Origin of the sequence: Paenibacillus sp. YIM B09110 (assembly GCF_037167145.1) — a bacterium.
Classification (GTDB): domain Bacteria; phylum Bacillota; class Bacilli; order Paenibacillales; family Paenibacillaceae; genus Pristimantibacillus.
This window is the reverse complement of sequence record NZ_JBANSP010000003.1, coordinates 234,253-248,106: the sequence shown is the minus strand read 5'-3', so window position 1 is coordinate 248,106 and position 13,854 is coordinate 234,253. Positions and strand designations below refer to the sequence as shown.

Annotated in this window: 8 protein-coding genes; all 8 read right to left on the bottom strand. The window is 53.8% G+C overall.

All coding sequences use genetic code 11. The features are described from left to right. Positions 1-30: 30 nt before the first annotated feature. Positions 31-399, bottom strand: a complete 369-nt coding sequence (locus V8F51_RS05680; protein ID WP_337099122.1) for a DoxX family protein — start codon at positions 397-399, stop codon at positions 31-33. A 132-nt stretch (positions 400-531) separates the two neighbouring features. After that, a complete protein-coding gene (locus V8F51_RS05675; protein ID WP_337099120.1) occupies positions 532-2,907 on the bottom strand; it encodes a glycoside hydrolase family 95 protein in 2,376 nt (791 codons plus the stop codon). 45 nt (positions 2,908-2,952) lie between these two features. Then, positions 2,953-5,001: a beta-galactosidase gene (locus tag V8F51_RS05670; RefSeq protein ID WP_337099119.1), complete on the bottom strand. Its 2,049-nt coding sequence runs from the start codon at positions 4,999-5,001 to the stop codon at positions 2,953-2,955. After that, positions 5,001-5,672: an aspartate/glutamate racemase family protein gene (locus V8F51_RS05665; RefSeq protein ID WP_337099118.1), complete on the bottom strand. Its 672-nt coding sequence runs from the start codon at positions 5,670-5,672 to the stop codon at positions 5,001-5,003. Before V8F51_RS05665 ends, V8F51_RS05670 begins: the two co-directional genes overlap by 1 nt. A gap of 128 nt (positions 5,673-5,800) precedes the next feature. After that, positions 5,801-7,171, bottom strand: a complete 1,371-nt coding sequence (locus tag V8F51_RS05660; protein WP_337099117.1) for a glycoside hydrolase family 140 protein — start codon at positions 7,169-7,171, stop codon at positions 5,801-5,803. A gap of 74 nt (positions 7,172-7,245) precedes the next feature. Further along, positions 7,246-8,022 (bottom strand): response regulator transcription factor, encoded by a 777-nt coding sequence (locus tag V8F51_RS05655; RefSeq protein ID WP_337099116.1) that lies wholly within the window; start codon positions 8,020-8,022, stop codon positions 7,246-7,248. Position 8,023: 1 nt separating this feature from the next. Continuing rightward, the gene (locus V8F51_RS05650) at positions 8,024-9,805 is read right to left on the bottom strand and encodes a sensor histidine kinase (RefSeq protein WP_337099115.1); all 1,782 of its coding nucleotides are present in this window, start codon (positions 9,803-9,805) and stop codon (positions 8,024-8,026) included. Positions 9,806-9,888: 83 nt separating this feature from the next. Continuing rightward, positions 9,889-13,767 carry a hypothetical protein gene (locus V8F51_RS05645; RefSeq protein ID WP_337099114.1) on the bottom strand — a complete coding sequence of 1,293 codons (3,879 nt, stop codon included), beginning with the start codon at positions 13,765-13,767 and terminating at the stop codon, positions 9,889-9,891. Positions 13,768-13,854 lie beyond the last annotated feature (87 nt).

Genomic DNA, 13,854 nt, shown 5'->3' with positions numbered 1-13,854 from the left:
ACGTGGTATTTTCACACCTTAGCTATGAACTTACGAAAAAAGATAGGACAGTTCGTCTGCATATAAGATTACTACTGCAATAGAAATCACGAGGTTCAATAAAGCCGGTATCATTTTTCCGATCGGATGTTTAACTCTGAAGTGCGAGAGCAACGCGAATAACATCATAATGCCGATCATTATTCCGGCCCATGCGGCAAACTCCGGATACCAGTAACCGATAATGAGCCCCATGCATCCAACAATCTGAACGTAACCCGTAATGACGCGGAACCATTGAGGAAGTTTAATCGAATCAAACAGTTCGACCTGATGACTGGCTCCTGCAAGCTTGCTTCCGCCAAAAAAAGCCATGGAGAAAAGCAGCCAACTTTGAAGAACGATGGTTAGTATATGCATCCGTATCAACATCCTTTTTCACATATTATGATCCGACACCATTCAGTGTCCTAATTCATAATATAACACCATATGGTGTCCTGTAAAGATGTATTTGATGCAAACTTTATCCATTGGCCGATTGGGATTCAATCAGATCTGAAGAATCTTGTAGCTGTGGCCAGCTTCGGCCGTGAACGCGATTACGCCTTCTTCTACCTTCTCCCAATCTGCGACTTCAACCGCAATCGGAACTGATGTGCGCACTCGGCAACGTCCAGATTGAGATACTCGGATAACCGCGCTTCGCAGCTTCCCGTCTGCCCAGTCCAGATCGAGCTCGTAGCCGCCGCGGGCGCGGATACCGCTTATCCGGCCGGAAGGCCAAGCCTTCGGCAGCGCAGGCAGCAAATGTAATTCACCGGCATGGCTCTGCATGAGAAGTTCGGCAATGCCTGCCGAAGCCGCAAAGTTGGCTTCGATTGTAAGCGGATAGAACGTTATTTTTGGATGGCGGTGCGCATTGAACAGGTTCGGGAATGGATTGCCCATCAGCTTCGTCAAATAGGAATGCGCCATTTCCGCATCCTCTAGACGGGCGTATATGCTAATATTCCACGAATAACACCAGCCGATTGTATCCTCGCCTTCGTACACGCGGCGACGATCGAGGCTGACACGGGCGGCTTTAGCCAGTTCTGGCGTACCGCGAACCGTAATCTGATTTCCCGGATGCAACGGGTATAGATGGGCGGTATGACGATGGCCCGGTTCCGCTTCATCGAAGTCGCGATACCATTCCTGCAATTGGCCGTGCCGACCGATACGCAGCGGAAGCAGCCGCTCCAGTGCAGCCTGCAGCGAATGACTGAATTCAGCATCCGTTTCCAAAAGACGCGCAGCCTCGATACAGTTCGTGAATAGCTCGCGAATAAGAGCAATATCCATTGTCGAGCTCATGCTTACCGCCGCCCGTTGTCCATCTGGAGTTATGAATGTATTCTCCGGAGACGTCGACGGCACCGAGACGAGATTGCCTTTACCGTCCTCCACCAAGTAGTCGAGGCAGAACAACGCCGCTTCTCTCATGATCGGATATGCCTTGCCCTTTAGGAAGTTCTGATCGCCGCCGTATGCGTAGTGCTCCCACAAATGCTGGCACAGCCATACGCCGCCCATCGGCCAGTACGCCCAACTTGCCGAGCCTTGTGACGGACTCGTATTACGCCATAGATCGACGTTATGATGCGAAGCCCAGCCTCGACAGTTATAATACGCCTCTGCCATACGCGCTCCGGCGATTCGCAGATCTTCCAGCAAATCGAATAACGGTTCATGGAACTCCGCAAGATTGCACACCTCAGCCGGCCAATAGTTCATCTGAGTATTGATATTTATCGTATAGTTGCAAGACCATGGCGGCTTCGTCATGTTATTCCATATACCCTGCAGCGTCGTCGCCTGCGTGCCGGGACGGGAAGCGCTTATCATCAGGTAGCGGCCGAACTGGAAAAAAAGCTCAGTGAGCCGCTCGTCCGCTTGGCCGGCCCGTACTGCCGCAATCCGTTCGTCGGTCGGGATGTCATCGCGGCATGGCGAGTCAAGCTCCAATGTCACGCGATCGAAGTAAGGCGTGATGTCCGCAATATGACGCTCCCGCAGCTCGGCATAGCTCAACTTCGCCGCCTCGTTCAACCATGCTGCGCAACGCGGCCCAGGGTCCAGCCCATCTAAAGCGGGATCATGGTCGAAACCGTTAAAGCTGGTCGCAGCGGTCAGCAGCAGCGTTACCGCATCCGCTCCTTTGACAACTAGCCTTCCGCCATGTGCCTCAACATTTCCGCTCTCAGGGATTGCCAGAAGATGAACCTGAAACCGGATTCCTTTATTTTCCTCGTAGACGACCGTATCTTCCGATTGCTCTTTCTCATGATCGAGCAGGCTTGGCGCTGCGCCAGTCAGAATAATGCGATCGATTCCGGATTTCCGGGCGCCGTAATTAAGACGACTGGTGAGTGCCGCCTCCAGTCCGATTGCCCCCGGTCGATCGGCTTCGAGCCGCACCACCATCACTTGATCGACGGCTGACACGAACACCTCCCGTGTTAAGCGCACGCCGCCTGATACATATTCGGTCCGGAACATCCCCGTGCGAAGATCAAGCTCGCGCCGGTATTCTTCCACTGTGGAAGGATGGCTCATGACCAATTCCAGATCGCCCATAGCCTGGAACGCATGGCCCGCCGGCCCCAGCATATGCTCTTCAATAACCGCTTGAGCATCGCTGAAGCGGTCTGCGAAGATGAGTCTGCGGCTCTCCTCCAAATAACGCAACGGCTCCTCGCGCTCTGCGCCCCGCTTCGTGCCAGACCACAGCGTGTCCTCGTTGAGCGCAATTTGCTCGCGCTTGATACCCCCATAGATCATGCCGCCCAAGCGGCCGTTGCCGACCGGGAGCGCCTCGACCCATTCATCAGCCGGCTGGCGATACCACAGTTTCATCGGATTGCCGCCTGTATTGTCTTTCATTGGTTCAGCTCCCCTGTTTGTTGTGTTTGATCAACCTTGCGTGCATTACACATGAACGGCTGTCAAAATCCGGACATCCAGCGCGGCAAGCGCCAGCCCGCCTTCGTGCGTCGTGCCGCTTAGCAAGTCCACATAGGCGTCCGCACCTATCTGAATTTCCGCCGCAGCTTCGTTATGATTTAGCAAGAACAGGAAAGCTTTGCCGTCTTTGACACGGACGGACACCTCTACGCCGGAAGGCGTATCCAGCAATGGCCGTATGCCGCATTTGTCACACAAATAACCGATCAGTCCGCTAAGCATAGACGGCTCCGGCGAGGTCGCTACGTACCACGCCTCGCCTAATCCGCGTCGGTTGCGCGTAAGCGCAGGGAAGCCTTGGTAGAAGTCGCGCTCGAATACGGCGAACGGCTCTGCTCCTTCGGAATGAACGACATCGCGGAGCACGCCGCAATCGTACGCGCCTTCCAGCTCGCCAAGCTTCGATGTCATGACGACGCGGTTTCTCTGATGCGCCATTGGCGCGTCAATCTCTTCCACCCATATGCCAAGCAGCTCGCGAAGCTCGCCCGGATAACCGCCAGGCGTAACCAGATCGGACTCGCCCACGATACCGCTGAACGTCGTGGAAACTAGTATGCCGCCCTGCTCCACGAATTGCTCCAATCGCGCAGCATAACCTGGATGGATCAAATACAGCACCGGAGCAACCACAATGTCATAATCAGCCAGATCCGCTTCCACGCCGATCATATCAACGGGTATATTCCGGCTGTAGAAGGCGTCATAATACTTCTCGACTTCCTTGACATAGCGCAGATCCACGGTAAGCCCGCTGGAATGCTCAATCGCCCACCAGTTATCCCAATCGAACACAATCGCCGCCCGCGCATTTGAACGCGCGCCCAGCAAAGTATCGCCTAACTTCTGAAGCTCGCTGCCGATCTGGGCGCATTCCCGGAATACCCGGGTATTCTCATGGCCGGCATGATCAATCATGGCCCCGTGGAATTTCTCGAATGCCCCGAGCGAGCGCCGCAGTTGGAAGTACATAATCGCATCCGCGCCTCGAGCGATTGCATGATAACTCCACAGACGGTTTACGCCGGGACGCTTCAGTGCATTGCGGGGACGCCAGTTAAGCTGGGTCGGGCACGATTCCATCAGCATGAACGGGTCTCCCCCTTTCAATCCGCGCATCAAATCGTAGCGCATCGCCATCTGGCTCGGGGTCATGTCGTCTGCGGGATACATATCGAGCGCAACGACATCCAGTTCCTTCGCCCACTTGAAATAATCTAGCGGCTTATAGGTTCCGTTGCTTTGAAAGTTCGTTGTCACAACCGCATCCGGAGTTACGTCCTTGATGGCGTCACGCTCCAGCTTATAGCATGCCAGAATGGAATCGGAATTAAAGCGGTCATAGTCGAGCGAAATGCCCTGGAAGGCGGTATCATCCGGATTGCTCAAGCTTATGTGCTCGCTGAGCGCGCTCGGGAGCACGATTTCGTTCCAGTCGTAGAACGTATGCCCCCAGAACCTTGTATACCAGGCGCGGTTTAGCTCCTCCAGCGTGCCGTAGCGTTCTTGCAGCCATAAGCGAAACGCCTTCTCGCAGTTGTCGCAATAACATCTCAAACCGTATTCATTATTTACATGCCATAACAGCAATGCAGGATGATCCTTGTAACGCTCCGCAAGCTTGCGCGCCATCCGCTCCGAATAGAGTCGGAAGGTGGGGCTGTTCGGGCAAGAATTATGCCGGCGCCCGAACTTGCGCTTGCGGCCGTCATACTCGACCAGCGTAACATCGGGGTATCGCGTTGCCATCCATGCAGGATGAGCTGCTGTCGACGTACCGAGGCAGACCTTAATCCCCTGTGCATGAAGCATATCCATCATCTCGTCCAGCCAGTCGAAGCGATACGTGTTCTCATCCGGCTGATTAAGCGCCCACGAGAAAACATTGATTGTGGCAATATCAACGCCGGCGATCTGGAACAGCCGCATGTCCTCATCCCATATTTCACGCGGCCATTGCTCTGGGTTATAGTCTCCTCCGTACAATATTTTCGGTAAGTTCTCCGTAAACATCAGCGATTTGTCCTATTAGCTTCAAGCAATCTCTTGATTTCCATCACACTGCGGCGCGGACTCGACAGCACAGGCTTGCCGATAATCTCCGCAAGCTGCGCTTCCATGCGCGCCATCGAGCCCTGCGCAAGCACAAGCGCATCTGCTTGTTCCGCGATACGGATTGCTGTCTCCATAAGGATGCGATCATGCTCATCCGGGCGGCCGTTAACGAGAGCATCGTAGGCTCCGGCAGCAAGGCCGTCGATCAACCGCACCGACTTGCCGCGAAGCTCAGCTTGCTGCTGCAGCAGCCGCATCGTCGGCTGCAAAGTCGTTGGCAGCGTCGCCATAACGCCTATCGTTTGGTACGATTCTACCGCCTCCACAGCCATGCTCTCATCGATCTTCACGAGTGGAATGTTGAAAAAAGGCCGCGCATTAGTAGCAACTTCGCCAACGGAAGAGCAAGTATTGAGAATAATCGATGCACCCAGGTCGGCGCCGTTCTGATAATATTGCATAAGACGCCGCTTCACGCCTGGAGTGACTTCTCCCTCGCGCACAACCTCGGCGATCAAGCTGTCATCGATTATGTTGACAAGCCGTACGCCCGGCAGCAGCTCATCGAATTGCTTCTTCAGCGGTTCAGCAAGCCCTTGGCCTGTATATACCGCAACTACTGTATCCATTTTCCGGTTCCCCCTCAGTAAATGTAAGTAAGCGCTATCTTTTGTATTCATTGTAGTCATTGACCAGACGCAATACAGCGTTCAATATTAATGAATTTGCTTTAAATTTTGTACCGCCTGCCGCTGTATTAGCGCGAAAGAGGGAGACCCGGCGCCGCAAATTCTTGATCGGCATCGTCAAGCACCAGCACCCAGTCGTTGCCCGGCGCGCTTACTACTACTGGAGGAACGAACTCATGCGTTCCCTCGTTGTCCACCTCGCCGGCGGATACACTTTCACCTGTTCGGGGATTGAACCACCAAACCGCGGCCCGCTTGCCAGAGAATAGACCCAGCCGTATGGTGATTATCCGGCCCGTGTAGGTGTACGCCATCATATAGCTTCTACCCAGGTTCACGAATAAACGATCGTATCGGTATCCCGGATCGCCGCATATCGCCGTCTCGTCAGGCGTCCTCTCATCAAAAGGCCTTGATAGGATCAGATGTTTCAAATGGATCATCTGCTTCGCGCCGTCATCATCGAGCGCATCGGTCCAGCTCCGCGTGCAGCCGTATGCCCCGACGCCCCGATCCTCCGTATGAAACTGCATGACCGCATTATGTCCGTAAGTATGTCCGAATGCGCCTGCGAACACCGCCCAGTAGGCATAACGCCTCACATCATCCGCCTTCCATCTTGGTGCGTCCAGGTTATGCAAGCCATGCGGAATATCCTCGTAAGACGGCTCGCCATCCATCGTCGGCTTCGCCGGCACTTTGGCCCAATCCGTATTCACAAAACGCCAGTTGTCTTCACCGACTAACGTGTCCGGATTTGTCTCCTCCATCTGGTCATAGCTGCGATGCCCCGACTGGAACATATTAAAGTCGAGCCAGTCTTCGTTATGGAACCACTTCGACGATTGTGTCCGTCCGTACGGATGGAACGTCATCAGGTGCTCCGGAGCAGCCTTACGTAACGCTCGGCCCATCTTGAGCCATACATCCGTATTGTCGCTGCCGCGGATATCGCCGCCGTTCAGCCAGATTACGTTCGGACGATCCATGTAGCGGTTGCCGAGCCATTCGCCGTAACGCTCCGCTGTCTCCGCATTGGTCCGATAATACTCCACAACGCTGCCCCATACGGGGACAAGCGCGACGTACAGCCCTTCATGCTCCGCCATGCCAATCACCTCATCGGCAAATGACCAATAGCTTGTATACTCGGCCGATTGTTCCGCATCGGGCTGGTCCAGATCGAGATCCCGGAACGGCGCTCTCCCGTAAGCGTTTGGAGTAGTAAGATCATGCACAAGCATAATCTGGATGACGTTGTATCCCTTGTTTTTGCGGTCACGCAGGTAGGTTAGCGCCTCTTCCCTCGTCGTCCGCTTTAAGAGCAACCATGCCGTGTCTCCCAGCCAAAAAAACGGAGTGCCGTCAGCATGCTGCAAAAATCGTCCGTTCTCCGAAACAATAAGTTTTCCATTATCCCAAGGCATTAGATTATTCATTACTTTTACCTCCCGTTTCATTGCATACAAACAAAAGCTTGATGCGCAATTACGCTCAAGCTCTCACTTAATGACTAATGCATTTTGTAGTGCTGCCGGTATTCGCTCGGCGTGACGCCGCAATATTTTTTGAAAACGCTGAAGAAGTGTCGGGCGCTCTCGTACCCGACTTGCTCGGATATGCGGTGCAAGGAATCATCCGAATCACCCAGTATCAGTACCTTTGCCTTCTTAATGCGATAAAGATGCAAATAATGGATTAGCGTCAGCCCTGTCTCCTTGCGAAAGAGCGAGCTGATATAATTCGGATGCAAGTATACATGCTCGGCAATTTGATCGAGTGAAATATTTTCCCTGTAATGCGTCTCGATATGCCGAATTATTTTTTTGACGTTTCTGGACATTTGATCGTAGTCGACGCCCGGGACGGATTCTTCCCAAACTGATGATGCTTGGGAGGAATCCTCATCATCGCCGCACAACAGCTCAAGCGACAGGTTCGACATCACATCATATAGCTCTGTCTTATTAATCGGCTTCAACAGATAATCAATCACTTTACAGCGTATCGCTTGATGCAGATAGGTAGGATCATCGTATCCGGTCAAAATGATGAAGCGATTGCAGAGGCCTCTTTCACGCACCTTTCGAATCAGCTCCAGCCCATTCATCTCCGGCATCTGAATATCCGTAATAAGCAAATCGGGACGGAAGTTCTCCAGCTTCTCAAGCGCATCGAATCCATCATGCGCACTGACGATCTCCGAGCATGGGGTCTGCCCTTTCTCAATGATATTAATCAGCCCCTTCAGCATGAAGGGCTCGTCATCTACGATCATCAGATTAAGCATGCTAAATCCCTCCTTGAACTTTGAGCTTTAGTGTGAACATCGTGCCTTCTCCCGCCTGGCTTTCTACCATAAGAGCTGAGTGATCGCCATAAAAAATACGGATACGTTCGCTGACATTGTATAAGCCTTGACCTGAATTCTCCTTCTGCAGCTCTTGCCGGTCGAGCACGTTGCCAAGTACGCCGCGAATGACGTCAAGGCGTTCTGACGGTATGCCAGGACCATTATCGGCTATTACAATGATCAGCGTATCGTCCTCCCGTTTGACTTCAATATCGATTCTGCCGTTTCTGCGACTGCTTCCAACGCCATGATGAATGCAATTTTCCACCAACGGCTGCAAAATGAACCGAGGACACCTTACATTATCGATAGGGGTTAATACTTCAATTGAGTATTGGAATCTATCCAGCAAGCGCAGCTTATGCATATCCAGGTAATGCTGGACATTCGTGAGTTCATGCTGCAGCATCGTCTCGTTGTCTTTGGAAGTTAGCGTATAACGCAGCAGCTTGCCGAACGTGAACGTCGCGTCAACGACCTCCTGATCGTCATTGATTTCCGCCAGCATACGAATCGATTCCAGCGTATTGTACAAAAAGTGCGGCTTAATCTGCGCTTGAAGCACGAGGTAATCAGCCTCCTTCTTCATAAGCTCGGCCTTATGGACATTTGTCAGCAGTTCATCGATTCGGCGAATAAGAGAATTATAGGATCGGGTTAGGAAATCGATCTCGTCTCGGGAGCTGCCCCCTTCGTAATAAGTCAGTTTGTTCTCATCGACCTTGCGCATATGCTTCGCCAAACCAAGAATACGCCTGACAATCGTGGAGGCTGTCGCGTAATAAATGCCCGTAAGGATAAGAAGCGACACGAGCAGCGATATCCCGAGAAAAACGGCTTTCTTGCGAATATCGACAAACACATCGTCCATCTGGCTGTAGAAGTAGAAGCTTGTTGACAGCTCTGGCACGGACAGTGAGTTCACGAGCAGCTTCTGACTGCGCGAATAAGCGAAGCCTTTTTCACTCGCGTCTGCAAGCGCTTGCATCTCGGCTGTTTGCTCAGGACTCAAATCATACCCGCCGCGGTAAACAGTCGCACCGTTATATATGATCTGTACATGTGTTTTTTGATCGACATCGATCGCTTTCAATAAATTACTAACCAAGGAATCGTCGACATTGATCACCATTTCGGCTAATGACTGCGTGTAGCTGTTATTGAAGATTCGCTGGTAATAGCTTAAATACGGAAGCCCGGCGCCTTCTTTGCCGGCAAGATTCGAAGCGTGCAGCCATACGCCTTTATCCACATTAACAGCGTTCAACAGCTCGATCGCTTTCGCATCAATCTGGCTCAAATCCTCCAGCTCGCCAGCAACCGATTGGACGGATTGCTGGTTCTTATACAATTTAATGGACGCAACTTCCTTATTGCCTGTAATCGCATAGATATAAATCGGCCGGATATCTTTTAGATAGGTGTACACTTGATTGAGCTCCGAAGGATACATTCCGCCAAGGTAATCGATTAGCTGCTGATTATACTGAAACTGCGAATGTATAGACTCGATTTGCTTCAGTCTCCCTCGAAATCCTTCACCCGCTTGCAAGACCAGCTCCTGCTTGCCTTCCGAATACTCAGAAATGACATCCATATAAAATTGATTGTACAAGTAGACGCCAAACACGAGAATCGGTAGAAGCACTAGCATGAGATAGCCTAATGCCATTTTCTGAACAATACGCATATTTTTCATCGCATCGGCCTTTCTTCGCATTAGGCATCCTGCATGAAACCATTTCATCCATATTTGTCATTTCATTCTATCTAATCAATCATATCATCATACTGAAAAATGTATCAATATGTCCTGCTGGCTAAATCCCCGCTAGAGGCGTACAACCGAACGGGACCATAAAGACCGCCGGCGGCAAACGCCGTCTCCCAATGCTCAGGCATTGTATCCGGCTGCCAGTACGACACCTTCGGATTCGTGGACCCTCCGACATTGCTAGACGGGCGGCCGACTTCATAATGGGTTCCCAGCGTGTTCGTCACCCGAATACGAAGATGATATGTTCCCAGCCCGACATCAAGCTTGAACCGATACGGACCCCATGCGCGCACACCGAGCGGTCTTCCGTTCAGCCATACCTCGGCCGTGCCGCGAACATGCCCCAGCTCAAGCACCGCGCCATTGTCTTCTTTCCATTCGACCATCGTTTCATATTCGACTACGCCGCTATGATGCGGCAAGGCCAGCACCGATCGCCAATCGCCGAGTTCTCCTTCTACCTTCGCCACCTCGAAACGGATCGGCGCAAGCAGGACATCGGTTTCTGTACTCATATCGCTTGGCACGATTCGAAGCGCAGCCACCGTTCCTGCCGTCTGCGGTTCGAATCCGGCTTGGCCGTCGCGCATTATCTGCCGCTGGCCGTCTATCCAGCATTCACATTCGCCAGCGCTGATGACCTTAAGCGCCGTGGCACCCGCCGGCAGCGGGAAGCGCAGCCAAATCGGCTTGCCAGGCTGAGACGCATCGCGAACGAACGGCAGAGGTTGGGATGTCGGCTTGGCATCCGGCATCAGCCAGCCGACATTCGGCAGCGGATGCGTGCGGCCGGGAAGCCACATCGTCTCCGTCTCGGCGAACTGCAGAACCGCTTCATGCAGCACCTCTGAGCGCTGTCCCAGTTCATTCAACCACGATGGACCGGTGCAGAACATTTGGTTGCTGCCATCCACTCGCTCGATCACGCCGTCCACCATTGCCACACCTTCACCCTCCGGCATGACAAGCTCGATAGTATTGTCGCTTCCCTGCCAATACGGCGTCAGATCAATCTCTTCTTGACCTTGCCGGATATACGGATTGAAATCGCCGTGCTCGGTCATATGCTTGCCGTTCACATAAAGCGCCACGCGCTCCTTCGCGCAGAAGATGACGCGTACGCGACTGACACCAACGCTCTCCTGCTCGGGTATCGTATACGACAACCGGGTTTTCAGATTGGGGCTCGGGGAATAAATCCACTTCGGAAGCTGCTCCTGCTCTTCCGCGCACACTGTAACCCCAATCCGGATCATCCCTTTGGCCATCGCCTCGGCACATAGCAGCAGCGAATTGGTTCCGGCCTTCAAATTCACTGCAGCTGTCTGTTCCTCCGGACCTCCGTTCCATTCGATCGGATCACCGTTTACCCAGAGAGCGATTGCCGCATTGCTCTCCGTGCGCAGCCAGTACGTCCCTTCCTCCGGCGCTGCCACATTCGTCCTCGCCCATACCTTGTCTCCAAGACCCGCCATTCCTAAATTCAAAAATTTGCGAGGAACCCGGCCCATTCGGCCCGCCCATGTCCGGAACGACAGATCCCCCAGCGTATTGCTGTAGACGACCGGCCATACGCTGCCTTCTTCAAACCTCTGATTCCGAGACGCTTCCCAGTACGCGGCCTCGCTCCACAGCCGCTTCATCCAGCCCGAATCGTCAAGGACGCTCGTTTGCCAGTTAGCGGCAACCCCGTCCTCTTCGCTCTCCTCGCGCGCGACAAGCATCTCGCGACGCTCGATAGGCGTAAAAGCCGTTGGTCCGCCATGCAGATCAAAATCGCCATATCGGTTATCAAGTGTCGGTACAGCCAGCACCCTCCAGTCATTAAGCTCGGTCACCGGGACCTGCTCCGTATGAAGCGCGGGTACTTCCGCCGGCAGCGCCAGTCCGTCCGAAGCGAGCGTGGAATTGCTGAACACTTCAGCCTCCGCTTGATCCCATGGGCATACGACGAATGCCGCTGGCCAGCTGTCGAATGTCACCTCCAGCTTGATCCATTCACCGTCCCTGCTGAATGGAAGCGGATATATCTGCCCACTTACCGGATCCCATAGCTGCGGATGTCCCGCGGTGCGCAGACGATAGCGCGCGCTCCGCGGCGGACGCGTCGTCCCGCTCGACGGTTCGTGCATCGGAAGCAGCTCCCCCTCTTCCGGCAGCAACAAGAATATATCTGCGTCCTCTGTTCTGCGCAAAAGCGGCATATTCGGTCCTTCGACCCGTCCCGGCAGCCTCGATTCAAGAAGGTCTAACGCTTCGCGGGAAGAGCTGACATACACAGCTCCCTCCAGCGCCGGATCATCTTCTCCGCACTGTATAGCGATAACCAGACCGCCGGCTGCGATCCATGCTTTTACCTTCGCCAGAGCAGCATCATCCATAATGGTAGTGCCGCACAATAGCAATGCAGAGAACGATTCATCGCCGATTCGGAGCTTGTCGTCCGACAGCTCCGCAATCTCCAAAGCGGAATCGTCTGTCACATCAAAGTCGATGCCGGAGGATCGAAGCGCACCCGGTTTATTACGCTCCTTGCGATTCCACCTTCCGGTCAGCGATTGGTATACCTCTTGAACATGCCCGAGCCGTTCATGCGGCATCATGTTGGCGATGACCATCGGATGCTGAAGTGGCCCTCCGTCTGACAGCGACATCCAGCCGCATGCCGCATGCGAAGGATAATGAACCGCGACATCGGCAACATGCGTTCCTTGCGTTAACAGCCAGCACGCGCGGCTGACCGTATCGGCAAACACGCCGTAATGCTCATAATACGGCTGGCGCCATCCCGTGTCGGGCGGCGCCCACTCCCACCATCCGCCACGCGTGCTGTAGTAGACAGAGTGAGGACTGTAAAGCGTCACGCCAGCCTGCAGCCAAGGCACCAGCCAGTGCATCGTCTCCTCCAGCGTTCCGCCCCAGCCGCTTGTATGGAACGACTCCAGAAACACGCGTTTGCCCCCATGCAAATGAACCATTGAAGCATGCGGCTTGATCTCGCCGTCCATATCGCTGCCGGCCGCATTATACCAACGATGCGTGCGCATGTAATCCAGATAAAGCCGCTGCGCGCCGTGCAGGTCGGCGCGGCGCGCAGGCCCGGCCTGGTCGCAGCATTGCAGCATATTGTAGCGCTTGTGCCATTCATGTTGCAGCTTGAATACCGATTCCTCAGCCAGCTCGGTTGCCAGCTCGTATACGCGCCTGCGGATGAGCGAAGCTCCCTCCACATCCTCGAATAGGGCCGGCAATGCTGTAATCAAGTCCTCTCCATGGCGCTTCGCATACAGCTTGGGAAGGCTTTCGGTCCATAACGGCATTGAAGGAAGCTCATCCTGGAAGCTGCCGGCGATCGTTCGGCCCAGATCATTCGGAAAACGCCGCTCGAACTCCCCATATATTCGGTCATACAGCTGCTCTGTCGCTCGCTTGTCGAGCCAGTTGAAGCCTTGTCGAATCGTTATATAAAGGTAGCCGCCAGTCTCCATTAACAACTCGGCGCCTTCGGGCAGCTCCTCGCCAAGCTCAAGCCTGCGAAGCTGGTAGCCGGCCAATTTCGGCTGCTCCGCGACAAGATGCGCGGGGAAGCTCGTTCCCGAGAAGCCGATTTGGTCGTAGAAGAAAATGCGCATGCCCAGTCTCTGCGCTTCACGCAGAGCCACCTCGAACATAGACCACCAGCGCTCGCTAAAGTATGGCGGATCATCAGCAACACTTCCGTATTGCGGGCCAGTCGGCGCAATATTGAGGATGCCGATATTGCGCAAGCCTCCGCTGCGAAATTTTTGTAATTGCCAGCGTACGCGTTCCGGTGTTATTTCCTCCGCACTCCACCACCAGAATGGCACAGGACCGAAATCCGGATCCGGAGAAGCAAACTTCTCTCGCAGATTGTTGAAATTCATGTAACGTTCCTCCTGGAATTTGTGCTTGATAGGGGTTAATCGCAGCCGCTGGCGGACTTGGGCGCTGCTTAGAACGGAGCCTGCGGC

Excerpts from the sequence above, each read along its gene's own strand:
- V8F51_RS05680 (WP_337099122.1), bottom strand. The coding sequence starts at position 399 with ATGCATATACTAACCATCGTTCTTCAAAGTTGGCTGCTTTTCTCCATG.
- V8F51_RS05675 (WP_337099120.1), bottom strand. The coding sequence starts at position 2,907 with ATGAAAGACAATACAGGCGGCAATCCGATGAAACTGTGGTATCGCCAG.
- V8F51_RS05670 (WP_337099119.1), bottom strand. The coding sequence starts at position 5,001 with ATGTTTACGGAGAACTTACCGAAAATATTGTACGGAGGAGACTATAAC.
- V8F51_RS05665 (WP_337099118.1), bottom strand. The coding sequence starts at position 5,672 with ATGGATACAGTAGTTGCGGTATATACAGGCCAAGGGCTTGCTGAACCG.
- V8F51_RS05660 (WP_337099117.1), bottom strand. The coding sequence starts at position 7,171 with ATGAATAATCTAATGCCTTGGGATAATGGAAAACTTATTGTTTCGGAG.
- V8F51_RS05655 (WP_337099116.1), bottom strand. The coding sequence starts at position 8,022 with ATGCTTAATCTGATGATCGTAGATGACGAGCCCTTCATGCTGAAGGGG.
- V8F51_RS05650 (WP_337099115.1), bottom strand. The coding sequence starts at position 9,805 with ATGCGAAGAAAGGCCGATGCGATGAAAAATATGCGTATTGTTCAGAAA.
- V8F51_RS05645 (WP_337099114.1), bottom strand. The coding sequence starts at position 13,767 with ATGAATTTCAACAATCTGCGAGAGAAGTTTGCTTCTCCGGATCCGGAT.